The 26,251-nt window shown below is 65.3% G+C and carries 21 protein-coding genes and 1 pseudogene; 13 read left to right on the top strand and 9 right to left on the bottom strand.

Features of this window, described 5'->3' with window-relative positions:
- Positions 1–274 precede the first annotated feature (274 nt).
- The gene (locus ACFRAQ_RS07990) at positions 275–1,492 is read right to left on the bottom strand and encodes a PucR family transcriptional regulator (RefSeq protein ID WP_379095583.1); all 1,218 of its coding nucleotides are present in this window, start codon (positions 1,490–1,492) and stop codon (positions 275–277) included.
- Between the two features lie 179 nt (positions 1,493–1,671).
- Between ACFRAQ_RS07990 and ACFRAQ_RS07995 the strand changes: the two genes are divergently transcribed.
- The 10 genes and pseudogenes from ACFRAQ_RS07995 to ACFRAQ_RS08040 all read left to right on the top strand — a co-directional run bounded on the left by ACFRAQ_RS07995 (position 1,672) and on the right by ACFRAQ_RS08040 (position 14,575).
- Positions 1,672–2,928: an acyl-CoA dehydrogenase family protein gene (locus ACFRAQ_RS07995; protein WP_379095586.1), complete on the top strand. Its 1,257-nt coding sequence runs from the start codon at positions 1,672–1,674 to the stop codon at positions 2,926–2,928.
- A gap of 84 nt (positions 2,929–3,012) precedes the next feature.
- Positions 3,013–3,762 carry an SDR family oxidoreductase gene (locus tag ACFRAQ_RS08000; RefSeq protein ID WP_379095589.1) on the top strand — a complete coding sequence of 250 codons (750 nt, stop codon included), beginning with the start codon at positions 3,013–3,015 and terminating at the stop codon, positions 3,760–3,762.
- Entirely contained in the window at positions 3,759–4,847 is a 1,089-nt protein-coding gene (locus ACFRAQ_RS08005) for a phosphotransferase family protein (RefSeq protein WP_379095592.1), read from the top strand. The genes ACFRAQ_RS08000 and ACFRAQ_RS08005 overlap by 4 nt, the downstream gene beginning before the upstream one ends.
- A gap of 1 nt (position 4,848) precedes the next feature.
- Entirely contained in the window at positions 4,849–6,276 is a 1,428-nt protein-coding gene (locus ACFRAQ_RS08010; protein ID WP_379095595.1) for a hypothetical protein, read from the top strand.
- A 244-nt stretch (positions 6,277–6,520) separates the two neighbouring features.
- Complete coding sequence (locus ACFRAQ_RS08015) at positions 6,521–7,801, top strand: NADH:flavin oxidoreductase/NADH oxidase family protein (RefSeq protein ID WP_379095598.1); 1,281 nt, start codon at positions 6,521–6,523, stop codon at positions 7,799–7,801.
- Positions 7,802–7,924: 123 nt separating this feature from the next.
- A complete protein-coding gene (locus ACFRAQ_RS08020; protein WP_379095898.1) occupies positions 7,925–9,763 on the top strand; it encodes an AMP-dependent synthetase/ligase in 1,839 nt (612 codons plus the stop codon).
- On the top strand, positions 9,764–10,360 hold the full coding sequence (locus ACFRAQ_RS08025; RefSeq protein ID WP_379095601.1) for a TetR/AcrR family transcriptional regulator: 597 nt from the start codon (positions 9,764–9,766) through the stop codon (positions 10,358–10,360).
- Positions 10,361–10,796: 436 nt separating this feature from the next.
- The gene (locus ACFRAQ_RS08030; protein ID WP_379095604.1) at positions 10,797–11,663 is read left to right on the top strand and encodes an oxygenase MpaB family protein; all 867 of its coding nucleotides are present in this window, start codon (positions 10,797–10,799) and stop codon (positions 11,661–11,663) included.
- Positions 11,664–11,914: 251 nt separating this feature from the next.
- Positions 11,915–12,325, top strand: a pseudogene (locus ACFRAQ_RS08035) (TniQ family protein); the annotation flags it as partial.
- 198 nt (positions 12,326–12,523) lie between these two features.
- Entirely contained in the window at positions 12,524–14,575 is a 2,052-nt protein-coding gene (locus ACFRAQ_RS08040; protein ID WP_379095901.1) for a LysR family transcriptional regulator, read from the top strand.
- A 190-nt stretch (positions 14,576–14,765) separates the two neighbouring features.
- Here ACFRAQ_RS08040 and ACFRAQ_RS08045 read toward each other — a convergent pair whose 3' ends face one another.
- Positions 14,766–15,302 (bottom strand): oxygenase MpaB family protein, encoded by a 537-nt coding sequence (locus ACFRAQ_RS08045; RefSeq protein WP_379095607.1) that lies wholly within the window; start codon positions 15,300–15,302, stop codon positions 14,766–14,768.
- 336 nt (positions 15,303–15,638) lie between these two features.
- On the opposite strand from ACFRAQ_RS08045, the gene ACFRAQ_RS08050 reads away from it, so the two are divergent.
- Positions 15,639–16,451, top strand: coding sequence for a hypothetical protein (locus ACFRAQ_RS08050; RefSeq protein WP_379095610.1), 813 nt, complete (start codon positions 15,639–15,641; stop codon positions 16,449–16,451).
- Between the two features lie 27 nt (positions 16,452–16,478).
- A complete protein-coding gene (locus tag ACFRAQ_RS08055) occupies positions 16,479–17,696 on the top strand; it encodes a hypothetical protein (RefSeq protein WP_379095613.1) in 1,218 nt (405 codons plus the stop codon).
- Positions 17,697–17,763: 67 nt separating this feature from the next.
- Here ACFRAQ_RS08055 and ACFRAQ_RS08060 read toward each other — a convergent pair whose 3' ends face one another.
- The 6 genes from ACFRAQ_RS08060 to tsaA all read right to left on the bottom strand — a co-directional run bounded on the left by ACFRAQ_RS08060 (position 17,764) and on the right by tsaA (position 24,542).
- Positions 17,764–19,038, bottom strand: coding sequence for a dihydrolipoamide acetyltransferase family protein (locus ACFRAQ_RS08060; protein WP_379095616.1), 1,275 nt, complete (start codon positions 19,036–19,038; stop codon positions 17,764–17,766).
- Positions 19,039–19,053: 15 nt separating this feature from the next.
- Positions 19,054–20,037, bottom strand: a complete 984-nt coding sequence (locus tag ACFRAQ_RS08065) for an alpha-ketoacid dehydrogenase subunit beta (RefSeq protein ID WP_357288816.1) — start codon at positions 20,035–20,037, stop codon at positions 19,054–19,056.
- Between the two features lie 19 nt (positions 20,038–20,056).
- Entirely contained in the window at positions 20,057–21,211 is a 1,155-nt protein-coding gene (gene pdhA / locus ACFRAQ_RS08070) for a pyruvate dehydrogenase (acetyl-transferring) E1 component subunit alpha (protein ID WP_379095619.1), read from the bottom strand.
- Between the two features lie 11 nt (positions 21,212–21,222).
- Positions 21,223–22,680, bottom strand: coding sequence for a dihydrolipoyl dehydrogenase (gene lpdA / locus ACFRAQ_RS08075; protein WP_379095622.1), 1,458 nt, complete (start codon positions 22,678–22,680; stop codon positions 21,223–21,225).
- Between the two features lie 175 nt (positions 22,681–22,855).
- On the bottom strand, positions 22,856–24,058 hold the full coding sequence (locus ACFRAQ_RS08080; RefSeq protein ID WP_379095625.1) for a PucR family transcriptional regulator: 1,203 nt from the start codon (positions 24,056–24,058) through the stop codon (positions 22,856–22,858).
- Between the two features lie 49 nt (positions 24,059–24,107).
- Positions 24,108–24,542, bottom strand: a complete 435-nt coding sequence (gene tsaA / locus ACFRAQ_RS08085; RefSeq protein WP_379095628.1) for a tRNA (N6-threonylcarbamoyladenosine(37)-N6)-methyltransferase TrmO — start codon at positions 24,540–24,542, stop codon at positions 24,108–24,110.
- Between the two features lie 147 nt (positions 24,543–24,689).
- On the opposite strand from tsaA, the gene ACFRAQ_RS08090 reads away from it, so the two are divergent.
- Entirely contained in the window at positions 24,690–25,139 is a 450-nt protein-coding gene (locus ACFRAQ_RS08090) for a hypothetical protein (RefSeq protein WP_357288802.1), read from the top strand.
- Positions 25,140–25,195: 56 nt separating this feature from the next.
- Here the strand turns inward: ACFRAQ_RS08090 and ACFRAQ_RS08095 are convergent, their stop codons facing one another.
- Positions 25,196–26,077: a tyrosine-protein phosphatase gene (locus ACFRAQ_RS08095; protein WP_379095631.1), complete on the bottom strand. Its 882-nt coding sequence runs from the start codon at positions 26,075–26,077 to the stop codon at positions 25,196–25,198.
- Positions 26,078–26,251: the final 174 nt, after the last annotated feature.

The raw sequence follows: 26,251 nt of genomic DNA on the forward strand, positions 1-26,251 counted from the left end.
CTGAATCGCGAATCAAGTTATCACAGTGATGATTTCGTCATAGTCCGGCGGGTAAGTGTGACCGATCACAGTGCGGGTGTGGTAGCCGATCAGGTCAGTCGGATGCCGGTGGTGGCGGGATCGGTGTCACGCTGCCGGTTTGCTGGCCACAAAGAGCCACGCGGACAACGTGATTCGTTGCGGGTTGGAAGGCAGTCGGGCGGGCGGCGGGCAGTGGCGAGCAGGCCGGACGCGGTGCTCGCTGGCCGGCGGATGGAGCAGTGTGAGTCGGCCACTAGTTGGTGGCCCCGGAAGAGTTCCGGTGGTGATTGAGGAGCCACCAGGTCACGATCAAGTCGTCTGTGTAATCGAGGTTCAGGCCTGTTATCTCGGCGAAGCGAATGAGCCGGTTCCGGACAGTGTTGCGGTGGATAAAGAGCTTGGCTGCGGTGTCGTCGATACGACGGTCGCACGCGAGGAAGGCTTCTACTGTGGTTGCCACTTCTTCACCGCTGGCACCCTGACGGAGCAACGGAGTCAAGTGTCTTTCGACGAGCATGTCCACGGCGTCTGCCGGATACCCGAGCAGTGGCAACGGTCCTAGCGTTGCGAGATCGACCAGACCGATTCGGCCGTGGCGGTTGGCCAACTCGAGGGCTTCGCGTGCGTGACGATACGACAAGGAAGCCTCGGCGAGCGGCTTGGAAGAACCCAGGGCCACGGTTCCCATCTGCGGCTTGTCCTCTGGCGTGCGGGGCAGTAAAGCGACCAAGTGCCCGTCGATGACCGTGTCCACGACAGGAAGTTTCGATGTCGATCCGCGTGCGCGGAGATAGGCGAGCAGTTCGGAAGCGGTGTTGGTCTCGCTCCAGGAGGCATAGGCGATGCGATATAGGTGGTCGGGGTCCAGCCGGTAATTCTCGGCCTCGATTGCGAGGGCTCCCGGCGATAGGCTGCCGTCGACGAGACGATGAAGGAAGTCGGCACGCCGAGTGGCGCCAGCGATCGCATGGTCTTGAAGGACCATGTGGACGGCGGTAGCGGAGGCGGTTGCCCACTCCCACATCAGGTCCTGCATAGCGTCGATCGTGTGTGCCGGGATGGCCCTGGAGATCGCGCGTTCGCGAATGATGGCGAAGATCCTGCGTGCCCCGATTTGGATGCTATGCGCGACAAGCTCCAATGGGATCTGCTGATCCGCCCAGACGCGGGCGAGCGTGGCCAGTTCGTCGAACCCTGATTGTGCCAGGTCGGAGCGCAGGTGGCGGACAGCGATCTGCAACACCACATGCGTATTCTGTTCGATCGAGTCCGGGTCGACTTGGTCGTACACGGGAATGTTGTCGCGGTACAGGTTGGTGAGCTCCGCGGAGATCTGCCTTAGTTCCGGGTCGACCTCTGAGATCAGCGTTGCGATCTGCGCGGCGACCCTTCGGCGGTCGGGCTGCAGCGGAATCTCAGGCCGATCCATGTCCATCGCCAGCCACCCTTCTTTGACCCAGTGGATATGCATATGCACAACCAAGGCGTGGCATCTGCCCATTCAAACGCTTGGTGTACCCCGCCAGAATGGCACACATGAACATCGGTACGCCTGTCGGGCGTACCGATTCACACGAGCTGCGATAGCGGGGCCGGTGATTCGATTCCCCATCGGTTCGACCGTCGTCGCACACGTCGAAACGAGGAGTTATGGACTTCGCCCCCAGTGCTCGGGCGGCCGATCTGATCACGCGAGTCGGCCGTTTCGTCGATGAGGAGATTCTTCCCGTCGAAGCTCAGCATCATCGCGAGGTCACTGTACGGCGCGAGGCCGGCGGCAATTCATGGGAGCCGCTGCCAGTGCTGGCCGAGCTGCGCGCGAAGGCGCGGTCCGAGGGTCTGTGGAATCTCTTCTTGCCGGCCGCGCATGCCGGTGAGTACGCCGCTCGCTTCGGTACCGATGGCGGAGCGGGTCTCACCAACACCGACTACGCGCCGATTGCCGAGATCACAGGGCGATCATTCCTCGCCCCGCACGTATTCAACTGCAACGCACCCGATTCGGGGAACATGGAGGTTCTGCTTCAATACGGCGATCCAGCTCAGCGCGACCGCTGGTTGGAACCGCTGCTCGATGGCAGGATTCGTTCTGCGTTCGCCATGACCGAACCCGGAGTCGCGTCGTCGGATGCGACGAACATGGCGGCGACCGCGGTGCTCGACGGTGACGAGGTTGTGCTCAACGGTCGGAAATGGTGGACCACCGGTATCGGCAATCCGGACTGCGAGGTCATCCTGTTCATGGGGTTGACGGATCCGGATGCTGACAAGCATCGCCGCCACACGATGGTGATCGTTCCTCGTGACACCCCTGGTGTCCGGGTCGAACGGATGCTTCCGGCAATGGGCCGATACGACGAGCCCTTCGGGCACGGCGAAGTCTCGTTCACGGAAGTGCGAGTGCCGGCGTCGAACATCCTTCTGGGCCCTGGCCGGGCCTTTGAGATCGCGCAAGGCCGACTGGGTCCCGGCCGTGTGCATCACTGTATGCGCCTGATCGGCCTCGCCGAGTCCGCCCTCGAGTCCGCGTGTCGGCGGGGGCTAGATCGCACAGCATTCGGAAGGCCGCTGGCCAACCTCGGCGGCAACCGGGAACGTATTGCGAAGGCACGCATCGCGATCGACTCCGCGCGTCTGCTAGTGCTCAATGCTGCATGGAAACTCGACACCTTCGGTGCCTTCGGTGCTCTCAGCGAGATCAGCCAGATCAAGGCGCATGTGCCCGCGGCGGTTCAGGAAGTCATCGACTTCGCCATGCAAATCCACGGTGGCGCCGGCCTTTCCGACGACTTTCCACTCTCCGCGGCGTGGACCACCGCCCGGGCGATTCGCCTCGCTGACGGACCCGACGAAGTGCACCTCGACGTCGTCGGACGCGTCGAGCTCGCCAAATACGCCAAGCGGTAATGAGATGACCTGGGCGTTGGTCCGAGAACTCGTTGCGAACCGATCCCACCGCACCGGAGTGCGGCACGAAGGAGAACCACACCTATGAGTACAGGAACCATAATCATTACCGGGGCCAGCTCCGGACTGGGCGAGGAGATGGCCCGACAGTTTGCCGCGCTGGGGTATGACCTCGGTCTGTGCGCACGTCGAGTTGACCGGCTCACCTCGCTCAAACGCGAGCTCAGCTCAGCGCATCCGGGCATTCACGTCGAGATCGCCGCGCTCGACGTTACCGATGACGCCGGCGTCGCCGAGGTCTTCGGGCTGTTCCGCGCGGCATTCGGGAGGATCGATCGGGTCATCGTCAACGCTGGCAGTGGTCTGGGCGCGGCGCTGGGTACCGGCGGCACTGCGGCCAACCGCACAACGGCAATGACGAACTTCGTCGGTGCACTGTCGCAGAGCGAACACGCCTTGGAGATCTTCCGAGCACAAAAGAGTGGGCATCTCGTTCTCATCTCCTCCTTCTCCGCTGTCCGAGGGATGCGTCGATCGATGACCACCTACGCGGCCAGCAAAGCAGGTGTCGCCGCTCTCGCCGAAGGGCTGCGCTCTGAACGCATCCCCGGAGTGGACGTGTCGCTCATCTGTCCGGGATACATCCGTTCTGAGATGAACGCGGCAGCAGCGAACCGCACCAAATTCATGATCGATACGGTGCCCGGGGTTACCGCGATGGTGCGTGCCATCGAGGCCCGCCGATCCGTCGCGTACGTGCCGAGCTGGCCGTGGGTTCCACTGGCTGCCGCCATGAAACTGCTGCCCTTGTCGATCGTGAGGAAGCTGACATGACATCACCCGCTGGTTCGACCCGTACCGAGGCCCGGCAGGTGCGGGCAGAGGACGCCTTTGATGTCGAGGCCCTGGCGGCCTGGCTGGGTGCTCATGTCGGCGACGAAAGCCTGGGCGGAATCCCCGCAGTGCGCCAGTTCTCCGGTGGTGCTTCGAATCTGACGTACCTGCTCGAGTACCCAGAGCACGACCTCATTCTCCGGCGACCCCCGGCCGGGCGGCGTGCCGAAGGGGCCCATGACATGGCCCGCGAGTATCGCGTGCAGACCGCCCTCGGCCCGGTCTTCGATTACGCGCCCGCGACCGTCGCGCTCTGCGAGGATCCTGAAATCCTCGGGGCCCCCTTCTATTTGATGGAGCGGATCGACGGCATCATTCCCCGCAAGGAGTTTCCTCCCGGCCTGGATCTCACCTCGCTGCAGGTCGGCAAGCTATGCGTGAACGTCCTCAATGTGTTGATCGACCTGCATTCGATCGATCCGGAGGCGGCGGGGCTGAGCTGGATGTCCAAGGGGCCAGGCTACGTTGCACGTCAGGTCGCTGGGTGGTCTGACCGGTACCGGCGGGCCAAGACGTGGAATGTCGGCTCGTTCGAATCGGTGATGTCGTGGCTGGTCGCTAACCAGCCTCCCGACCGTGGAGCGGTCCTCATCCACAACGATTTCCGGCTTGACAACGTCGTGCTGGACCGCGCTGACCCCACCGGCCCGATCGGGCTTCTCGACTGGGAGATGGCCACCATTGGAGATCCGCTGATGGATCTCGGCAGCGCGCTCGCCTACTGGGTGCAGCAGGACGACGGCCCCGCGTTCAAAGCCTTCCGTCGCCAGCCCACTCACGTGACCGGCATGCTAACCCGCCACGAGGTCGTCGAATACTACTGCCGCCGAACGGGTATCGGGCTGACCGATCGTGAATGGGCCTTCTACGAGGTGTTCGGCCTGTTCCGGCTCGCCGTCATTTGCCAGCAGATCTATTACCGATATCACCACAAGCAGACCACCAACCCGGCCTTCCGCTTCTTCGGCGTCGCCGTCATCCTTCTGGAACGGCGCTGCCGCAAGATCATCCACAGGAACAAGTGACATGACAGTCAACTTTCCTCAGGCATCCGGTGCACGGTCGACTACCCCGACGCTGACTCGGATCCTGGCCGACGCTGCTCAGCCTGCGGCTCCGCAACTGGCACCGCGGATTCTTCAGACGCGGAAGTGGCGTACCGATTACGCCGCCTTGCTTGCGGAACTGACCAGCGCGTCGGCGCGGGATGCGACGGTCGCCCATGCGGTTGCAGCGCATGGGCTTGCATCCGCACGACGAAACATGGTGTGGACCGAAGGGGCTGCGGATACTTCGCTTGCCGAACTCGACCTTGGGGTCGGCGTGACGTGGCAGCCGCGGACCGCGTTCGTGGCCGGACGCAACCGACCGGCGACGCGGCTGCAGGTGCCCTATCGTGGACGACTACTCAGCGACGGTGGGCTTCTCGACCAGTTGGATCGCTGGGTCACGAAAGGTATCGCCGAGCCTTCGTTCCGCGATGCCATCGCACGGGTCGTGGCCAATCCGCAGTGGTTGCCGGCACCTGGTCGCCGCATCGTGCTGTTGGGCGCGGGAGCCGAACTCAGCCCGCTGGAGACTCTCTCGAGCTGGGGCGCAGACATACTCGCTGTTGACATGGGCGGAGGAGATCGGTGGCAGAAGATAGCCGACACCGCTCGAAATGGCGCGGGCAGCGTCCGGTGGCCATTGCGACCTGAAGGCACGCCCGGCCTTGACGTTGCCGGGGATCTGCCTGAGTTGGCTGTGTGGCTGGCGAGTGAAAGCGGTGAACTCCCACTGGTTCTGGGGATGTACGCCTACGCCGATCGAGGCGCACACGTGCGGATCACCATGGCCACCGACCTCTTGGCCACCTACCTGTGCGAACTTGATCCACGCACGGCTCTCGCCTATCTCGCTACCCCCACTGATGCCTTCATCGTCCCACGCGAGATCGTGGAGGCCGGTACGGCCGCGTGGCGCGGACGCGGGTGGGCGAAGTACCTGGATCCATTGGCTCGCTTGGTATCTCGCGGCACGTTGTTCCGTCCGCCGTACACCACTGTCCATGAGGACGAGACAGGCCTCGCCGATGTTCTTGTCCCTCAGCAAGGCCCGAGTTATGCCCTGGCCAAACGCTTGCAGCGCTGGCGTGGAATTGTCGCTGAACGAGACGGACATCGTGTGTCGTTCAATGTGGCTCCCGCGTCCTGGACTCGTTCGGTTACCCGTAATCGTGCGCTGGCGGCGGCATATCGAGGCGCCCACCATTTCCGGGTAGAGGTGTTCGAACCTGACACCTGCCGGGTTCTCATGGCGGCTCTATTGGTGCATGACCTCCATCATGCATCTGGCCAACGAGCGCACCCCGAAGCGCTTTTCAGCGATCAAGCCCTGCACGGTGGACTGTGGCGCGCCGCCTACGAACCGAAGTCGGCGCTCGGTTTCGCAGCGCTCCTGGGGGTGATTTAGCCGTGGTCTCCGGTGGTCTGATGCTCGAAACTCTCAGAGTTGGCGGTCGAGGCACGCAGATTGTCGATGATCCGGTGCGCGTTGTCCGAACATTCCAAGTTGCCGGGCTTGTACTGAGTCTGCACAACAGGCTATTCGCGCGGCCGCTGTCCTTCTACCCCAGGAAGACTTCGACCCCGATTGGGTTGAGGCGCCGCAGGTCCGGGGTTTCTGTTCCGGTGATGTTGCGGGGAGTGAGCAACGGATGACCACGATCTTCTCGCCTTTGGTGCTGCCGAACGGCTCGATCCTGCCGAATAGGCTCGCCAAGGCGGCGATGGAGGAGAACCTCGCCGACGCAGATCAGCTTCCCGACCAGAGGTTGCTAACGCTGTATCGGCGGTGGAGCTATGGAGGTGCGGGCTTGATCATCACCGGCAACGTGATGGTCGATCCCCGGGCAATGACCGGACCCGGGGGTGTGGTGCTAGATGAGGCCGCAGAGCTCGAGCCGTTCATCCAATGGGCTGAGGCCGCGAAGTCCGGCGGAAGCCACGTTTGGATGCAGGTCAACCATCCGGGTAGGCAAGTAAACGCCGATATGCCCGGGGTGTGCATCGCCCCGTCCGCGGTGGCGGTCGATGTGGGACGACAGTCCAAGAGATTCGCGACGCCGACCCCAATGACCGATGCCGATGTCGAGCACATGATCGGTCTCTTCATCACGACAGCGGTACGCGCGGAACAGGCTGGATTCAACGGGGTGCAGGTTCATGCTGCGCACGGCTACCTGCTCTCTCAGTTCCTGTCGCTCAGAACCAACACTCGTACCGATCGGTGGGGTGGGTCGCTCGAGAACCGGGCAGAGCCGTTGATTCGAATCATCACCGGTATCCGAGAAGTGGTGAGTCCGTCGTTCGCCGTTGCAGTCAAACTCAACTCGGCCGACTTCCAGCGGGGCGGCTTTGCGCTGTCGGACTCGGTGAGGCTCGTCTCCATGCTCAACACTCTCGGGGTGGACGCCGTAGAGGTGTCTGGTGGAAGTTACGAGAGCCCCGCCATGCAAGGCCGACCCGCCGACGACCGAACGATCGCCCGTGAGGCGTACTTCTTGGAGTTCGCTGAGGACCTGCTCAGTGTTGCCGCCATGCCGCTGATCCTGACGGGAGGGATCCGACGCCGCGAAGTGGCCCAGAGAGTTATCGACAGCGGAGTTGCCGTCGCAGGCATGGCCACCGCGCTCGCGACCGCCCCTGACTTGCCCCTTCGCTGGCGGGACACGGTGTATACGGACGCGCCTGAATTACGGACGATCGAATGGAAGGACAAAGCCCTCGCAGCGTCTGCACGCCAGGCACTCGTCCGGCATCAATTGCGGCGACTGGCTGACGGTCGCCCTCCGCGTCCGAACGCACGAGCTGAACTCGCCTTCGCTCTGGATCAGTTGCACCGCCGCAGCGCACTCGACAGATATACCTCCTGGCTGACGAAGCGGGAATCCCTCCGTGCTCGCCCCTTGCATCTTCGAGCAAGCCCGCCAGTGTGAAGGCTTCGCAGTCCGCGACAACTCGTCTCTCAAACCAGGTGATGCGGGAAACGAATGCCCGGCGTGAAACAGCAGAAATACCAGGGACATTCGCGTGAAGTCCCGCAGCGAAATGAGGAAACCATGACCCGGCCAACCGCGGCGCCCGCGATCATCAGCAACCGTGGCGCGACAGTCGCCGAGTTGTTCTTCGCTCGTGTCCGTGAGACCCCGAACACCGAGGCGTTTCGGTACCCGACCGCATATGAGCAGTGGCGCTCACGTACGTGGCAGCAGACGGGCGACGAGGTGACCGAAGCAGCCGCCGGTCTGATCGCACTCGGCGTAGCGGCCGGGGATCGAGTCGCCATCGCGTCGAGCACCCGATATGACTGGATCCTCGCAGATCTCGCCATCATGGCTGCCGGGGCCGCGACCACGACGGTGTACCCCTCGACCGCCGCACCCGACGTCGCATACATCCTGGCCGATTCCGACAGCCGGGTGGTGTTTGCGGAGAACGACGAACAGGTGGCCAAACTCCGTGGCATTCGTGACCAGATCCCGGAAGTGGTCAAGATCGTCACGTTCGACGGCGCAGCCGACCCGGACGAATCCTGGGTGATCAGCCTGGACCGGCTCTATGAACTTGGGCGCTCCTATCTCGCCGAAAATCCGGATGCTGTCGAGCATCGCATGGGGGCTCTGCGACCGGACTCGATGGCTACGCTCATCTACACCTCTGGCACCACTGGACGCCCTAAGGGCGTTCGGCTACGCCACGAGTCATGGACTTACCTGGCGACAGCCGTGGAAGCTACCGGCCTGCTGCACGCCGCGGATCTCCAGTATTTATGGTTGCCGCTGTCGCATTCCTTCGGGAAGGTCCTGCTCGCAGTACAGTTGCACATCGGGTTCAGTAGTGCTGTCGATGGTCGTATCGAGAAGATCGTCGACAACCTCGGTGTGATCCGGCCGACAGTCATGGCGGGTGCACCCCGCATCTTCGAGAAAGTCTACGCACGAGTGGCTTCCGCAGCTGTTGCTGACGGTGGTATCAAAGCTGCCCTTTTCAAGTGGGCTATCGACATTGGACTGCAGCGTATCAGGTTGATTCGTTCGGGCAAGCCTGTGCCGCCGCTATTGCGGGTCCGCCATGCCATCGCAGATCGGCTGGTACACAGCAAGATTCGTGATCGTTTCGGCGGCCGAATCCGGGGGTTCGTCTCCGGATCGGCAGCACTGTCGCGCGATATCGCGGAATGGTTCGACGCCCTCGGGATGGTTGTGCTGGAAGGCTATGGTCTTACCGAAACCGCTGCAGCTGCGTCGCTGGGCACACTCGCAGACTACCGCCCTGGCACGGTTGGAAAACCGTTGCCCGGCACCCAGATTCGCATCGCTGAGGACGGCGAAGTTCTGATCAAGGGTCCGAATGTGACGGACGGTTACCACAATCTGCCCGACGAGACCGCCGCCGCCCTGATCGGTGACGGCTGGCTCGCCTCAGGCGACATCGGCGAGCTCGATGCCGATGGCTACCTGCGAATCACCGACCGCAAGAAGGATCTGTTCAAGACCTCCGGCGGGAAATACGTTGCTCCGTCCTACATCGAAGGACTGTTCAAGAGCATCTGCCCGCTCGCGAGTCAAATGGTCGTGCATGGCGACCAACGCAAATTCTGCTCGGCGCTGATCACCTTGGACCAGGACGCGGTCACGGAATGGGCAGACCGCCATGGCATGGCCGGCAAGGCCTACGCCGAGGTGGTCACCTCCTACGAGATGCGCCGCGACATCGCGGACAGCGTGCATGCTCTCAACTCGCGCTTGAATCGTTGGGAGACCATCAAGCGGTTCGTCATTCTCGACCACGACCTCAGCGTCGAAACTGGTGAGTTGACGCCGAGCCTCAAACTCAAGCGCAAGGTCGTCGCCGACAAGTACGCGGCGCTTCTGGACGCATTCTACGCGGAGAACTAGATGCCAGAGCAGCACCAGTCTCGTGGCGACACCCGTCGCGTGCAGATCATCGGGGAGGCGCTGCGCACGTTCGCCACCAACGGATATCGCGATGCCGCGCTATCGGAGATCGCGGAGCGCTGTGGACTAACAGTGCCGGGGCTGCTCCACTACTTCCCTAACAAGGAGGCGCTTCTGGCTGCAGTGCTCGATCAATACGACCAGATCGATCTGCAACGTTTGACGTTTTTGTTCGACGCGTCAGGGCCTCAGGCTCTGCGATGGCTAGTGCAATTGGCCGAGTATTACCAGCGCAGACCCTGGCTGTCGCGACTGTTCGCGGTCTTGACCGGCGAAGCTGTCACCGCGAACCACCCTGCGCATGCGTGGATCGTGAGCCGCTACAGACACTTGACGATCCGATTGGGCCAGACCCTCGAGAAGGGAAAGATCGACGGCGCTGTTCGCGCTGACGTCGACAGCGCCGCCGTTGCCCGTCAGGCACTTGCCATGATGGACTGCCTCCAACTTCAGTGGCTGCTCGATCCGGAGAGCGTGGACATGCCAGCGGCCTTCGGACGATACATAGACACGCTGATTGTGGCGATTGCCAAGTAGATCGTCATTACACGAGGCGTCTGCCCACCGCTGGTCCCACACCGCAGTCACATCCATATACCACGGTGGCGGCGGATGAGAGGTGGCTCCGGTGTGGCGCCGTCGACCTCAGCGTGAATGCGGCGAGAATCTTGGTCCGTTGCGACCGCGTGAGCGCTCCGGCGCGGTGCGGGTTGAACCGCCGGACCTGGCAACAGATCCGGCGGATTCGGCTCGGCGGGATCCTGAGATCTGGGTGGGTGATGCTCTGGTTGGGGCGGTATCTGCCTCGGACTGCCGACGCGAATGTGTGCGTATCGGAGTGCACGTCTTGAGGTTGCTGCACCTCGCGGAGGTATGAGATGATTTGGCTCTAATCTTCTCATGGAGTCATAGTGGTCAAAGGAGATCACCAATGTCCGTACCTGCGCTGGTCGGCGACCCGACCCCGCGTTCGTTGCGTCGCAATCCCATCGAGCCAGGTACCTGGCTGTGGGACGAAATCGGTCTGATCACCTTCTCCCTCACCGGCGGGGCCGCGTTTTTGCTGCAGACCATGGATCCGACGATCTCAGCGGTGGTCGATGAATACTCGACCTTCCGCACCGACGCGGTGGGTCGTGCGGCCCGCAGCATCGCGTCGGTGATGATGTGGGTCTACGGCGGTGAGGAGGCTGTTGTTGAGGCCGACCGGTTGCGGCAGATGCACGCGCACTTCACAGTGGTTGACGGTGACGGTGTACGCCGCAACGCGCTCGCGGCAGCACCGTGGGCGTGGGTGCTGCAGACCGGCGTCTACTCGATGGTCGAGGCGTCGCGCTATTTCGCGCGCCGGGAGTTCACTGCCGCCGAGAAGGACCAGATCTGGCAGGAATCCAAGCAGCTGCTGCGCAACTTCAAGGTCGTCGACGCCGAGATCCCCGACACCTACGGCGATTTGGTCGCTCATGTCGAGGACGTCATCGCGCGGCGGCTGATCGCCACTGGCACCGCACGCGACTTCCTGCGCGCCGCCTCTCACCTGCCGCCGCCCCCGCAGCTCCCGTCCATGCTTCACCCGCTGTGGCGGGTGGGTGCAGCACCGATCGGGCGACTGCAGCACCACGTCATCGTCGGTACGACTCCGCCGGCGGCTCGGCGGCTGCTCGGTGTGCGTTGGCGTCCGGTCGATGAACTTGCTCTGCGTGTTTTCGGCAAGGCCGTCGCGCACACCGTGGTATTACTGCCCGAGCGGCTGCGCTATTTCCCCATCGCCTACGAAGCCCGCCGGCTCGAGCGGGATCGTCAGCGGTTGCGTCGGATGATCGACCTGCGTCCGATCTGAGCGCCGCCACGCCGACAAGAGGGGCTGGGCCCAGATCAGTGACAACAGACCCCGGTCGAGAGGTCGGTTGGCGGATATCCACGCGACTTGTTCATCGTGAACGCCCTGTTGGGCAAGGAAATTCATGTGGTCTGGGCGTCGAATGCCGATGAAGGGAGCATCTGAGGAACTGACGGTGGTCAGCCATTCGCGCATGGATGTTGTTGGTATCGGCCACATCGGGTGCCGTGTTGGCCGGTATTCTGGTCGCGATGGTCCGGACACTTCCGATCCGAGTCGCGCCGATGCCAGGCGAGGCACTCGATTCCTGGCTGGAAGCAATAGCGGCGCGCACCCACACCGTTTGGCAGGATTTGGTGTCGGCGCTGGTCGACGATCCCACCGGCCAGATTGGTCGGCGATGGACCGCGCGCCTGGATCCAGAAGTGGCCCAAGCGATTTCGGTGGCAACTGGTGTGAATGCTGACTCCGTCGTGGCTATGACGCTGGCCCGCTTCGACGGAACAGGGATGCAATTGGTTCCCGGGACCGACAGGATCGACTTCAGGTTCCCGTGGAGCAGTGCGTACAGTTCGCGATACTGTCCGCGATGTCTGGACGAGACCGGAGGCCGGTGGCAACTGGTATGGCGCCTGGGATGGTCATTCGCATGCTTGCGCCACCGATGCCTGCTCGTGGATCGCTGTCCCGCTTGTCGCAAGCTCCAACGGCTGAGCATCGGAAGAGTGCTGGCGGTCCCTCGGCCTGGCCGCTGTACCATGCGCGGTGGCCAAGACACCCCGGGTCGTTGCGAAGCCGACCTGGCCAAGGCGTCGTGTACGCATCTGCCTGACGATCATCCAGTCTGGACCGCCCAACAGGTGATCACCGACGTGATCGATTCCGGTACAGCCACCTTCGGTATCTATGCCCAGCATCCCCAACCTGCTGTTGCTGCTTTGAGTGATATTCGTTCGCTGGCCCGCCGCGCTTTGAGTCACCGCAACAATGGCTACGAGATCGCCGAACTAATCCCCGGAGACTTGCTCAGTGTCTGCCGCACAGCTCTGGAACGTCACCCAGCTACACAGCGATCCCATCTCACCCGGCATGCGCCACTGGATTCAGCGATTACCGCGGCGGGTGTTGTCGCCGCCATGGTCGGGCTGAATCAAGCTGACATCGACGCAGCGATACCGGTGTTGCGCCGCCCGTTCGCCCAAGCACGCCAGGGCTACCGCCGCCACAAGATCACCGCGGATGCCCTCACCGACCGCGGGAGCATCAGCCCAGTATTGACCGCGGCCCAGTTCCTCGCGGCGGAGCCGTGGCTGTCGCCCACCGTACGGCTGCGTCACCGTGTGACGACACCCTGGCCGATTCTTCCCACCGCCGGTATCGATGATGTGAGGGACCGGATCCGAAGCATGCCGACATTGTTGTGGCCGGCATGGTCGCTGCCGATGACCGTACACGGCCTGCACCCTCGATTCGTCAGGGCAGCACTACCGGCGGCGTTGTTGATCATTGGCACCAGGCTTAGCCCGACGGAAGCCATCGAGTCATTCAATAGCCGCATCACATCGGGTCGTGGAGTTACCTACCTCCTGTACTCGTACAGTCGTTCCGACCGCAACGGCGGGACGAGCGCGACTATCGCGCTGCAACGTATGGCCGACCATCTCGACGGCGGTGCAGTTCCCATCGACTACCAGCGCCGACGCGAACTGGATTACAGCGGCTTGCTGCCTGACGAGGTGTGGAGTCGCATTTGCCGGGTCACAGGAGCATCGGGTTCGCACCCGGGCCGGGCTCTGGTTGCCCGCCGCTACCTCTACGAAACTCTTTCCGGTCGGCTAGTTTCGGACGCGACGCCTGCTATCGCACCCTCGGTGCAAACCAGCGCATCTGACTTCCCCGAGTATCTGACTCCGGAGATCGCGGCTGCTCTCGATGAACATGCCGCTGAGTTCCTCGCTGCCCGGGGGATCGATGATGAGCCAGTCTCCTGGACCCCACCGACCGACCTTCTTCTTGACCTAAGGCTGCCGGGACCCGATCCGGCTGCGATCGATGTCGGACAACTGCATGGGCTGACCAGCTCGCACCGCCGCGCAGCAGTGACCGCTGTCGCCGCCGCTTTGGACACCTCATTGGAGATGGTGCGATACCTGCTGCAATGTCACCCCGCTCCGCTGGACCAACCCGGGGTCAAGAAGCGGAATCGGAAGGCCAACGCTGGTTATCGCCAAGCAAGGGCTGCTCTGTCGAAAGAAGAGTTCCTGTCGCTCTATGTCCAACAGCGACTGACGATGGTTCAGATCGCGAATCGCATTGGTGTTCACCGCAATTCGTTGAAACGTCTGGCGCTGGACTATGAGATCCCTCTACGAGGGATGGGGCGCGTCACCCAGTTTGATATCGAACGGGACTGGCTGTTCGAACAGTACGTTGTTCGTGCCCGCACCATGCCCGACATCGCGCGCGAAATCGGATCGAGCTCTTCGGTTGTCAGCAAGTGGCTTAAGGAGTATGGGATCCCGACCCGGATCGGTACAACCAGCCATCGTGCCGTGCTCGATGCCCTTACTCAAGCGCGTGCAGCGCCTAGCATTCTCCTTCCGGCCGTACAGGGGCCCCGAGCCTGGGACCACCTACGAGAATTTGAGGTCACAACAGAGCACCCTACGATTGACACAGTCGTCGAAACTCTTGGCGTCACGAGAACTTCGCTGTTTCAAACCATAGTCAAACTGGAGCACCGTCTCGGTGGAGAACTGCTCGAACGCGAAGGCCGAGTCCCCACCACCAAGCCGACGCCCTTCGGCAAAGAAGTCCTCGCTGCTCTAGTCGCACATCGTGAGCAAGGAGTTCCTCGTGTACCTCATGCGAACCCCGGGCCCCGCGGCGCCAATGACGGTGTGTCAGGTTAGCGACTAGCAACTCGACATCCGCGACACGCAAGTCATGATATGGAAGCGGCAGTCCATCAGTTTGAGATCTGAGGCTCGTTTGCGCGTGATTCCATCGACCGTGTGCAGGGCGTTGTCATCGGGGAGCGCGCTACTGATAGGTACCGTCTCGAAGCGGCGGCCTTCGTGAGGAATATGGGGATGGGCCTAGCTAGGAAATGAAGGCACCAGTGGGACGATTGACGGAATCATTGCGGTGACGAAATCGGGAACGTGCTGGTCGCCGCTGCGCCTTATGAAGCACGAACTGGCGTCCTACAAGTTTCTCGCGTGAGAAGTACTTGTTGCCCTCGGTGAACGCGAAGACGCCGGTGTGCAGGACCCACGCCCACGGGGCCGAGGCCAGCGCCTTGTGTTTGACGCCCGCGGCGTCGGTGGTGTTGAGGGTGGCGTGCATGGCGCGCAGGCGGTCGGCTTCGGCGAGGGCCTCGTCGCCGCCGTAGACCCACATCATGACCGAGGCGATGCTGCGCAGGGCGCGGCCCATGGGGTCGGTGCGGAAGGTGGAGTGCTCGTCCACCACCGCGGCGATCGTCGGCTCCATGGTCTGGAGCAGGAAGGCCGAGCCGGCGGTGAGGGAGAAGGTGAGCAGACCGACGTCGTCCCACATGCGGCTACCGGGTTCGAACGGACGGCGGTCGGGGCGGGCTGCTCCGGATCCCTCGGCGAGCGCGACGGCGGCGGTCATGGTGGATCTCCTTTGATCGACCGTTCCTGACGGCTGTCACCAGCGACAGGATGAGAGAGTTACTACCGAATCTTCTCATCATGTCGATGGAGTGGCAACCGTCACGATCGAACGGGATACGATCGATTCCGGCCCGGGCCTCGGTTCGAAGCCATGAAGGACGATGCGATACCCGAATATCCCTACTGACGAATCCCCGCGTTAGGAGCGAGATGACCGAGGTGAGCGAGGACTTCCGGTCGTCCGGACCCGGCGACCGCACCCGATCGACGGTGTTCGAGGGCAGGCCGAACGGCTGAGCCCGTCGTGGACCCGATGCCGAGAACGGCTGCGGCGGTGATCGACACCGCCGCCGGTTGGTTGCGCGGCACGTCCTGGGGCCGGACCGCCTGGCGGGTGGTCCAGGGCCTGTTCGAGATCGAGCTCGTCGATCGCTCGCTGGCGTTGTCCGCGCAGATCTTCACGTCGGTATTGCCGGTCATCATGGCGGCAACGGCCCTGAGTGGCTGGCATTCCGCGTCCGGCGCGATCCGTTTCCAGTTCGGGTTCGATCTCGCGGCGCTGCCCGTCGGTGACGCGGCGCAGGTGTCGGATTCGTCGCTGGCCGCGTTCGGCGTGGTCGGCCTGCTGATGGTCGTGTTCAGCGGCACGTCGTTCGCCCGCGCGCTCGGACGTGTCTACGGGGCGGTGTGGCAGGTGAATTCGATCGGTCCACGGGATGCGTGGCGGTGGTTCGCGGCACTGTTCGCGGTCGCCTTGGCGGTCGCGCTGGTCGGGCAGACCCAGAACCTCGCGCGCGTCAGCTATGTCGGGTGGCCGCTCGTGCTGGCCGGCGAGCTCGTCATCTGGACGTTGGTGTGGGCGTTCACGCCGTTTTTGCTCACGAAGGGCGCGTTGACCGGGCGGGTGGCCTGGGCGACCGGGCTGCTGACCGCGACCGGGTTGACCGTCGTGCATCTGGCCGGGCGGGTCGTGCTGCCGAGAATCACGGCCAACGCCCAGCGGCACTTCGGGCCCCTGGGGCTCGCTTTCACTTCTGTCAGTTGGCTTTTCGTGATGTCGGTGGTGATCGTGGGCGCTGCCGCGATCATCAGGGCTTTCGCCTTGGACGAGACCGTGATCGGACGTTTTCTGCACGGCCCGAATTGACCATCGCACGATCGAGGCGGGACAGTCATGGCGGCTTCCGAACCCGAACGCCCACGCCGTAACGCATTACGGTGGACGGCCGCGGGCGTTCTGCTGACATTGTTCGCCGTCCTGGCGATCACATCGGTCCTTGCCGGATTCGCGCACCGAGAGCTCCTCGACACCGACCGCTACGTCCAGACCGTCACACCTCTGCCTGCCGACCCCGCACTACGAGAGGTTCTCGCCGATCGGGCCACCGACGCGATCATGGATCGCGTCGACGTCCAATCCGTCACCGCCCAGGCCCTGGCGGCGTTGGCGGACAGCAACTCACGCGTTCCGCGCGCCGTGACCGGGCTGGCTCCACTGGCTACCCGGCAAACGCGAGGTCTCGTGCGGGACACGGCCGAATCCGTTCTGGCGTCCGATCGATTCGAGGCCGTGTGGATCGACGCGAACCGGCAGGCGCACCGAGGCTTGGTCGCCGTGCTGACCGGCGAGGCCCCGGAGGCCGTCGGCATGGATCAGAACGGCGCGGTGAGCGTGGCACTCGGCCCGCTCATCGACAGCGTCCGATCCGAGTTGACCGAACGGGGCTTCACGTTCGCCGAAGAGGTACCGTCGATCGACTGGTCGGTCGTGATCTTCCGGTCTCCCGAACTGGTCGAGGCGCGGCGGTGGGTGACCGTCCTCGATCGCGTCGCCGATGTGCTGCCGTGGATCACGGTGCTCGTGGCGGCGGGCGCGATCTGGGTCGCGCCCGGCGGCGCCCGGCGGCGCGCCCTCACCTGGCTGGGTGTGACGCTGGCGCTGGCGATGGCATTGCTCGCGGTCGCCATCGGCCTCGCACGATCGGCCTACCTGGACGCGGTACCGGCCGACGTGCTGCCCACACGCGCCGCCGCGGTGGTGATCGACGCCTTCCTGGCGCCGCTGGACACCATCGTGCGAGCGATGTTCGCACTGGCCGTGGCGATCATGCTGGCCGCGCAGGCGCGCCGTGTCGCGCGGAACTCGCCGGCGATCCGAGCCATCGCGGCCCGCTACCGGGTCCCGCTGCGGATCGCCGTCATCGCCACCGCAGCGACCACGCTGACGTTCTGGTCCTACCCGACCGCGACGGTGGTCATCATGACCGTGCTCGCCGCCCTGGCCGCCCTGCTGGTCGTCGAACTGGCGGCCGGACGTGAAAAGCCGGATGACGGGGACCGGCCGGGTAAAACCGGTCCACGCCATCCGGCGATTCCGCCCGCCACCGGGTGAGTTCGGCGCACGGCGGGCGACGCCGTCCGATCCCGGATCAGAAAATCGGACGACGGTCTGGGGGTGACTAGGTCACGATGCGCAGCGGGTGCTCGATGAGTTCCTTCAACTGCCGCAGGAACTTCGCCGCGACCGCACCGTCGATCGAACGGTGATCCGCGGACAGCGTGACGCGCAGGATCTTGCGCGACACCACCTTCTCGCCATCGAGCTTCAACTCGTCCTGCGCGGCGCCGACCGCGAGGATCGCCGACTCCGGCGGGTTGATCACGGCGGTGAACTGCTCGATGCCGAACATGCCCAGGTTGGAGATGGTGAAGGTGCCGCCGGACATGTCCTCGCCCTTCAGCTTCCGGTCGCGGGCGCGGCCGGCCTTCTCCCGGCCCTCCGCCGCGATGGCCGACACCGACTTGCGGTCCGCGTCATGGATGACCGGCACGAACAGGCCCGCGTCGGTCGCCACGGCGATGCCGATATTGATCGCCTTGTGCCGCAACAGCTTGTCGCCCGCGAACGAGACGTTCACCGACGGATCCAGGCGCAGCGCGGTGGCGACCGCCTTCACCAGCAGGTCGTTCACGCTGACCTTGCCGGAACCGGTCTCCTCCAGGGTCGTGTTGATCTGCGCGCGGAAGGCCAGCAGCTCGGTCACGTCGATGGCGCTGGTCAGGTAGATGTGCGGCGCCTGCTGCATGGACTCGGTCAGGCGCTGGGCCGAGACGCGCTGAATGGTGGTCAGCGGAATCTCGTCGTAGTCGCCCGTCGCCGGGGACACGGCCGCCGGAGCCGGAGCGACGGCAGGGGCGGCGGGTGCGGCCGCGACTGTGCTGCTCGCGGTTTCGACATCCAGCTTGGTGACGCGGCCGCCGGGGCCGGTGCCGGTCACCGCGGTGATGTCGACGCCGAGCTCCTTGGCGATCTTGCGGGCCAGCGGGGACGACTTCTTGCGCTCGCCGTCAGCGGAAACCGCAGGGGCGCTGCCGTTTCCGTTCACGGCCGTCGGACTGCTCTGGACGGCAGGAGTGGCGGCAGCGGGCGCGGCGGTAGCGGAAGCCGGAGCCGTGGTGGGAGCGGCCGGAGCCGGAGCGGCCGTGGCCGCCGACCCGCTCCCGTCACCCAGGATCGCGATGGCCTCACCGATCGGCACGCGCGCACCGGCTTCGGCGATGATCCGCTCGAGCACCCCGTCCTCATAGGCCTCGAGCTCCATGAGCGCCTTGTCGGTTTCGATCTCGGCCAGGATCTCGCCGGCCTTGACCTGGTCGCCCACCTGCTTGAGCCAGGCCGCGACGACGCCCTCCTCCATGGTGTCGGAGAGCCGGGGCATGGTTACTTCGGACATGGTTCCTTCCGGATCTCAGCGGCGCTTGCCCACGGCGGCAAGGGTTTCGGTGGCGGCCCGGTACAGCGACTCGGGCGAGGGCAGCGCCAGCTTCTCCAGGGGCTTGGCGTAGGGCAGCGGCACCTCGGCCATGGCGACCCGGCGGACGGGGGCGTCGAGGTAGTCGAACGCGCCGTCGGAGATGGACGCCGCGATCTCCGCGCCGATGCCGTAGGTCAGCCAGTCGTCCTCGCCGATGACGGCGCAGCCGGTCTTCTTGACCGAGGCGATGATGGTGTCGCGGTCCAGTGGGCGCAGGCTGCGCAGGTCGATGACCTCCGCCGAGATGCCGTCGGCGGCAAGCTGTTCGGCGACCTGGGTGCAGACGTTCGCCATGCGGGAGTAGCCGATCAGGGTGATGTCGGTGCCCTCGCGGGTGACCGCGGCCTTGCCGATCTCGACCGGCGGCAGGTCCTCGGGGACCTCGCCCTTGGTGTTGTAGAGCGACAGGTTCTCCAGGAACAGCACCGGATCGTTGTCGGCGATCGCGGCCTTCATCAGCGCCGCCGCGTCGGCGGGCGTCGACGGCGCGACCACCTTCAGACCCGGCACGAACGCGTAGTACAGCTCGATGTTCTGCGAATGCGTCGCACCCAGCTGCTGGCCGCCGCCCCCGGGGGTGCGGATGACCATGGGCACGGCGGTCTGCCCGCCGAACATGCCGTAGATCTTGGCGGCGTGATTGACGATCTGGTCCAGCGCCAGCAGCGAGAAGTTGATCGTCATGATCTCGACGACCGGGCGCAGGCCCAGCATGGCGGCGCCGATCGCCGCGCCGACGAAACCCTCTTCGGCGATCGGGGTGTCGCGCACCCGCTTCTCGCCGAACTCGGCCAGCAGGCCGGCGGTGATCTTGTACGAGCCTTCGAAGACGCCGATCTCCTCACCGATGAGGAAGACGTCGTCGTCGCGCCGCATCTCCTCGCGGAGGGTCTCGCGCAGCGCTTCACGGTAGGTCATGACAGCCACGGTGATGTCCTTAGGCGGTGAAGAGCGGATCACCGGGCAGGCGATGGGAATCGCCCGCGACCGGGGTCGCGTAGTTGTAATCGAACAGGGTGGCCGGGTCCGGATGCGGGGACTGGTCGGCGAAATCGACCGCGACGCGCACGCGCTCCTTCACATCGGCCTCGATGGCGGCGGCCGACTCCTCGCTCAGCACGCCCGCCTCCAGCAGACGGTTGTGCCACAACACGATCGGGTCGTGCGCGACCGCGGTGGAGACGGCGTCCTCGGCGCGGTACTTGGCCGGGTCCACCACCGAATGGCCCTTGAGCCGGTAGGAGACGGCCTCCAGCAGGGCGGGTTTGCCTTCGCGGCGGGCGGTCTCGATGAGATCGGCGGCGACCTCGCGCACGGCCACCACATCGGTGCCGTCCACCCGCTCACCGCGCATGCGGTACGAGGCGGCGCGCTTCCACAGATCCGGTTCGGCCGAGGACTTCTCGACGGTGGTGCCCATACCGGTCTGGTTGTTGATCACCAGGAACACCACGGGCAGATTCCACAGCGCCGCGATGTTCAGCGACTCGTGGAACGCGCCGATGTTCGTGGTGCCCTCACCCATCTGGCACACCACGACGTCATCGCCGCCGCGGTAGTCGATGGCCAGCGCCGCGCCGATCGCCAGCGGCACCTGGCCGCCCACGATGGCGTACCCGCCGAGCAGCCGGGTCTCGGTGTCGTACATGTGCATCGACCCGCCCCAGCCCTTGGAGGTGCCGGTCGAGCGGCCGTACAGCTCGGCCATCACGCGGCCGGGCTCGATGCCCTTGGCCAGCGCGTAGCCGTGCTCGCGGTAATTGGTGAACAGGTAGTCGGTGGGACGCATGGCCCGCCCGACACCGACGACGGTGGCTTCCTCACCCAGGTTCAGGTGGCAGTAGCCGCCGATCTTGGCCTGCTGGTACGCCTGCGCGGTGCGCTCCTCGAAGCGGCGGATGAACAGCATCTCGCTGTACAGCTCGCGCAGGGTCGCGGCGTCGGTGCCGCCGAAATCGGCTCCGCCGAGCAGGGTTTCGGTGCCGGATACGGCTACGTCCGGGGTCTGGTCGGCCGGGCGGGCGGCCTTGCGCGCCGGCTTGCGCGGCGCGGCGGTGGTCTGTGTCAGCTCCGCTGCAGTGGTCGTGGTCATGACGGAACTCCTCAACGCTTCCGGGGCGGCGCGACGTGAATCGGCAGGCCCAGCCCGACCAGGGCGGCCTCCATACCGATCTCGCCGAGGGTGGGGTGGGCGTGGATGGTCTCGGCCAGCTCGTCGAGGGTCGCCTCCAGCGAGATCGCCAGGGCCCCTTCGATGATCAGGTCACTGGCCGACGGGCCGATGATGTGCACGCCGAGCACTTCGCCGTGCTTCTTGCCCGCGACGATCTTGAGGAAGCCCTCCTGATCGCCGAAGGACTTGGCCCGGCCCAGCGCCGCGAACGGGAACTTGGCGGCCACGATGTCGTGGCCCGCGGCCTTGGCGGCGTCCTCGGTGAGGCCGACGCTCGCGATCTCCGGATGCGTGAAGGTCGCGGCGGGGATCACGTTGTAGTCGATGTGGGCGGCGTGACCGGCGATGGTGTCGGCGGCGACCAGGCCCTGATGCGAGGCCACGTGCGCGAGCAGCGCCTTACCGGTGACATCGCCGATCGCGTAGACGTGCTCGACGCCGGTGCGCAGGTGCTCGTCGACCGGAATGAAACCCCGTGCGTCGGTGGCGATTCCGGCGACTTCCAGGCCCAGCCCGGCGGTATTGGGGCGGCGGCCGACGCCGACCAGCACCACGTCCGCGGGCAGCTCCTGCGGCTTGTCTCCGCCGACCGTGACGGTCAGACCCGCATCGCCCTCGGCGATGGCGGTGACGGTCGCGCCGGTCAGCACCGTGATGCCCCGCTTGGTGAACGAGCGGACCAGCGCGGCGCCGATCTCCTTGTCCTCCAACGGAACCAGGCGATCCTGCATCTCCACCACGGTGACGTCCGCGCCGAACTCGTGGAACAGGTTGGCCCACTCCGCGCCCACGGCGCTGCCGCCGATGACGACCAGGCGCTTGGGTACCTCGGTGAGACCGAACGCGCCGTCGGAGGTGATGACGCCGGGCAGGTCCGCGCCCGGGATCGGCAGGACGGCCGGGACCGATCCGGTCGCGACGATGACGTCCTTCGCGCTGACGGTGCGCACGGCATTGGCGGTCGGGGCGGCGGCGTAGCGCGGGCCGCCCTCGAAGATCGGCGACGGACCGGCCTCGACGACCTCGACCGTGGTCGGGCCGGTGAAGCGGGCGTGGCCCTCGATGACGGTGACGCCATTGGCCTTGAGCAGGCCCGCGACACCGTCGGTCAGTTCCTTGACGATGCCGTCCTTGCGCTGCCGCACCGCGGCATAGTCGAAGCGCAGATTATCGGCGTAGATGCCGAATTCGGCGGCGTGCGCGATGGTGTGGAAGACCTCCGCCGAGCGCAGCATCGCCTTGGTCGGGATGCAGCCCCAGTTCAGGCAGACGCCGCCCGGGCGTTCCTTCTCGACCAGGCCGACGGTGAGGCCTCGTTGAGCGGCGCGGATGGCGGCGACGTACCCGCCGGGACCGCCACCGATCACCAGAAGATCGAATTCCGGCACTCGTGGTGCTCCTCGTTCTCGATAACTCGACCCGCCATCGGTTGTGATGCGAGTCATTGCGAACGAGTCTGTCGGTCCCCATTTGCACAATCAATGCACTCGAAGCCCATATATGTTTGTGCGCAACTGGGCGGAGAGCACAATTTGTACCCGTGAGTAGCGTGCTTTCGGCGGCTCAGCCGCGGGTGGTCCCGGGCAATTCCAGAGCGGCCAGCGCGAGCGAAAGTTCCAGGTAGGCGCGCTGGCCTTCCAAGGGCCGGCCGAGCAGCATGGTGATGCGCTGCAACCGGTTGATGACCGTGTTCCGATGGCAGTGCAACTTGGGTGCGGCATTGGCCGCGGAGCAGTTCTCGGCGAGCCAGACGGCCAAAGTCCGCAGCAGAATGTCACGTTCCTTCGGCGGCAATTCCAGGACCGGGCCGAGGGTCCGGGAGACCAGGAGATCGGTCAGATCGGGGGAGCGCAGCAGCAGCGCCTCCGGATAGCGCTCGTCCAGCGAGATCAGCAGCCCGGCCGCTTCCCCGGGCACGGTATCCAGCGCCAGCACCGCCAACCCGTGCGCGGTATCGATGCCCGCCAGCCCGGCGACCGCGGGGGAGACCCCCGCCCGGCCTCGGATCAAAGGCCGAAGCTGTTGCAGCACAACAGAACTGTCCCGATGCTCCAGCGACACCAGCCCGACCGTCGAATCCACGCGCTCGTGCCACACCGAGCGCACCCCCGAAACCCCCAGCGCCGCCTCCGCACCCATGTGCAGCCGTGGCCCGCCCTCACCGCGCGCCACCACCACGAGATACGCGCCGTGCGCGGGCAGATTCAGCTCCCGCCCGGCCCGCGCCGCGAATGTGGCGTCGTGGGCACGCCCGGCGAGAAGGTCCTCGATCAGCGAATGCCGGCGCCGCTCGTCACTGCGCACCCGATCCAGCTCGGTGTTCCGATACGAGGTCACCAGTGCCGACGACATGCCGTCCACCACCGCCCACATCGCCGACCCGACCTGCCGGGTCTCCGCCGACCCGATGTCATCGGCCTTGTCCAGCAACGCTTCCCACACGATCTGGCCGCCGAGCCGGAACGTCCGCAGCATCGCCTCCAGCGGCACCCCCTGCTCGGCGCGCCGCCTGCCGATCGCCGCGGCCACATCGTCACCGTCCGGATTCGGCGGCAACCCGCCCAGCAGATCCAGAATCCGCGTCAGATACCGGCGGCAGCCGTCCCGCAGATCCGCCCGCGGCACCGCCGTGTAATCCGTCCAGCCCGGGTTGTCGGTGAAGATCGCCGCCATCAACCGCTTGGTCAACGCGGGCACCTCGGCCTGACACGCCGCGGCCAGCCGCTGCGTGCCGACCGCCGGGATCGGATGCCTGGGTGCCGCCATGGCACTCAACCTACTCCCGGGGGTCGCCCGCCCGTCCCATCCGGGCCGGTCAGCGGGTGTCGACCCCGCCCAGCACGGGCTTGATATCGAGGACCGGCGTCCCGTCGATCGCCTCCAGCCCCGCCACTCCCAGCACGCCCGGGGTCACCGCGGTCAGCGTCACCTCGTGCAGCCCGATCGGGTTCGGCCGGTCGGGGGACCGGGTCGCGAACACACCCGTCGCCGGACGGGAACGATCCCCACGCGGATGCACCGCCAGCACCTCCCGGCTCCCCGCGTGCAACCAGGTCAGCAGCACGACCCGCGTCCCCGGCCGCAGATCGGCCGCGGCCGCGGCGAATTCGGGCGCCAGCACCACCTCCGCGGGCGGCGCGTCCTCATCCGCCTGGAGCGGCGCCCCGGCGCGGTCGGTGAGCCGCGAGCGGACGTGGCCGACCGGGCGCACCTCGAAATAGTCAGGGCTGCTGGAGAATTCCGAGGACACGGTTTCTTCTGCTCCTTTACACCGTCGCAGGGTTGGCGATGTCCATGATTGTCCGAGCTGATCGAAGTCGCCAATATTTCCGTGATCGGACTGGGCGGCACGGTAATTCGTCCGGTTGTTGCATTGGACGGCGTATGATCGGCCGGGATGGGCATCCAGGGCCAGCGCGAACGAATAGTCACCACCGACTGGGACGTGTTCGCACGCAGGCTGGCCACCTTCCTCGCCGGGTTGCCGTCCCGCGCCACCCTCACCCTCGTCGCCACCGGCAATCGATACGTGCAATTCCAGCAGTTCGACATCAATCTCTCCGCCGAACTCACCGGTAACTACTATTTGCCCGAACCGATTTCGGAGGCCGCCGCCCAATTGCTGCGCGACCTCGGCTGGACCGCTCCCGCCCTGCAACGCGAAATCGAGAACTGGCGGCGCACCTTGCGCTGGCCGATCACCCGCACCGCCTTCGAGGACCTCGCCCGCTCCGCCACCCGCGGCCTGCACGAGGCCCTCGGCGTCGGCGATCCCGGCGACCTGCGCGCCAGCGCGTGGGCGGAGACGACCGCGCTGGACCTGTCCGCCTTGAGTTCCCGGCGGTAGCCGGACACGCGACGGCCCCGCCGCACGCGGTACGACGGGGCCGGAACGGGTGAGGGTCAGCCCACCAGGGTCTTGTGCAGCTTCACGATGGTCGCGGCGTCGATGCCCAGCCCCTTGGTGAGGAACTTGCCGAAATCACCGAACTGCTCGTTCATCTTGTCGATCGCGTTGTTCAGGTACTCGTCGCTGACGACCTGCAACGGGATCAGCAGATCCGGGTTCTGCATGATGCCCGCCTGCTTCAACTGCGCCCGCTGCGCGGCATCCGCGGCCGACCGGTACTGGTTCGACAGCAGGTAGTCCTGGCGGGCAACGCTTTCCGGCACACCCACGGCCCGCAGCATCACATACGTCATCCACCCGGTGCGGTCCTTGCCCGCGGTGCAGTGGTACAGCGTCGCGCCCCCGGAGGCCGCGATGTCCTTGATCGTCTGCCCGAACTTCGCCATCGAATCCGGCGTCAGGAAGCTCTGATACATGTCGCGCATCATCTGCTCGGCCTTGCCGTCACCCAGCGCCGCCTGCTGCACCGCCGGATCCTTCGACCCGATGGCCTGCACCATCTTCAAATACATGCCCCCGTCGCTGATCGGCCGGGACACCGCGGCGGCCCCCGGAATCGCCCGATCCGCGCCCTGCGCCCCCACCTCGGCCTGCGTCCGGAAGTCGATCACCGACTTGATCCCCAGCGTCCCCAGCTGCTGCACATCGGCGTCGGTCAGCTTCCCGAGCGCATCCGCCCGAATCACCTTCCCCGACTTGGTCGAATCCCCGGTGTAGGTCGCATATCCCCCGATGTCACGCACATTGACGGCCCCCTGCAGCGTGATCCGAGTCGCCTCGGTGTGCATGACCGGCGGCGCGGCCAGAGCCACCGACGGCACCCCCGCCACCCCGCCCCCGAGCAGCGCCCCCGCCGCGGCAGTCACAACGAGCATTGAAATACGAAGTCGTGCAAATCGTTTGATGTTCACGGCGGCGACGGTAGGGGTGCTTACGCCTGCCCCGCGCGGTTACCCACCGGTCCTCCCGCCCACCGGCCACCCATCCCCACCCACCGGGACCCCCGCTGGACCACCCCGAACACCCTTGCACCCCAGTAACTCTCGCGC

The organism is Nocardia sp. NPDC056611 (genome assembly GCF_042792755.1).
GTDB lineage: Bacteria > Actinomycetota > Actinomycetes > Mycobacteriales > Mycobacteriaceae > Nocardia.

Bases quoted from the DNA above. Each gene is read 5' to 3' on its own strand.
- ACFRAQ_RS08055 (WP_379095613.1), top strand. From the start codon at position 16,479: ATGGCGGCTTCCGAACCCGAACGCCCACGCCGTAACGCATTACGGTGG.
- ACFRAQ_RS08045 (WP_379095607.1), bottom strand. From the start codon at position 15,302: ATGACCGCCGCCGTCGCGCTCGCCGAGGGATCCGGAGCAGCCCGCCCC.
- ACFRAQ_RS08005 (WP_379095592.1), top strand. From the start codon at position 3,759: ATGACATCACCCGCTGGTTCGACCCGTACCGAGGCCCGGCAGGTGCGG.
- ACFRAQ_RS07990 (WP_379095583.1), bottom strand. From the start codon at position 1,492: ATGCATATCCACTGGGTCAAAGAAGGGTGGCTGGCGATGGACATGGAT.
- ACFRAQ_RS08095 (WP_379095631.1), bottom strand. From the start codon at position 26,077: ATGCTCGTTGTGACTGCCGCGGCGGGGGCGCTGCTCGGGGGCGGGGTG.
- ACFRAQ_RS07995 (WP_379095586.1), top strand. From the start codon at position 1,672: ATGGACTTCGCCCCCAGTGCTCGGGCGGCCGATCTGATCACGCGAGTC.
- ACFRAQ_RS08010 (WP_379095595.1), top strand. From the start codon at position 4,849: ATGACAGTCAACTTTCCTCAGGCATCCGGTGCACGGTCGACTACCCCG.
- ACFRAQ_RS08065 (WP_357288816.1), bottom strand. From the start codon at position 20,037: ATGACCTACCGTGAAGCGCTGCGCGAGACCCTCCGCGAGGAGATGCGG.
- ACFRAQ_RS08020 (WP_379095898.1), top strand. From the start codon at position 7,925: ATGACCCGGCCAACCGCGGCGCCCGCGATCATCAGCAACCGTGGCGCG.
- ACFRAQ_RS08060 (WP_379095616.1), bottom strand. From the start codon at position 19,038: ATGTCCGAAGTAACCATGCCCCGGCTCTCCGACACCATGGAGGAGGGC.
- ACFRAQ_RS08000 (WP_379095589.1), top strand. From the start codon at position 3,013: ATGAGTACAGGAACCATAATCATTACCGGGGCCAGCTCCGGACTGGGC.
- pdhA (WP_379095619.1), bottom strand. From the start codon at position 21,211: ATGACCACGACCACTGCAGCGGAGCTGACACAGACCACCGCCGCGCCG.
- ACFRAQ_RS08080 (WP_379095625.1), bottom strand. From the start codon at position 24,058: ATGGCGGCACCCAGGCATCCGATCCCGGCGGTCGGCACGCAGCGGCTG.
- ACFRAQ_RS08090 (WP_357288802.1), top strand. From the start codon at position 24,690: ATGGGCATCCAGGGCCAGCGCGAACGAATAGTCACCACCGACTGGGAC.
- ACFRAQ_RS08015 (WP_379095598.1), top strand. From the start codon at position 6,521: ATGACCACGATCTTCTCGCCTTTGGTGCTGCCGAACGGCTCGATCCTG.
- ACFRAQ_RS08025 (WP_379095601.1), top strand. From the start codon at position 9,764: ATGCCAGAGCAGCACCAGTCTCGTGGCGACACCCGTCGCGTGCAGATC.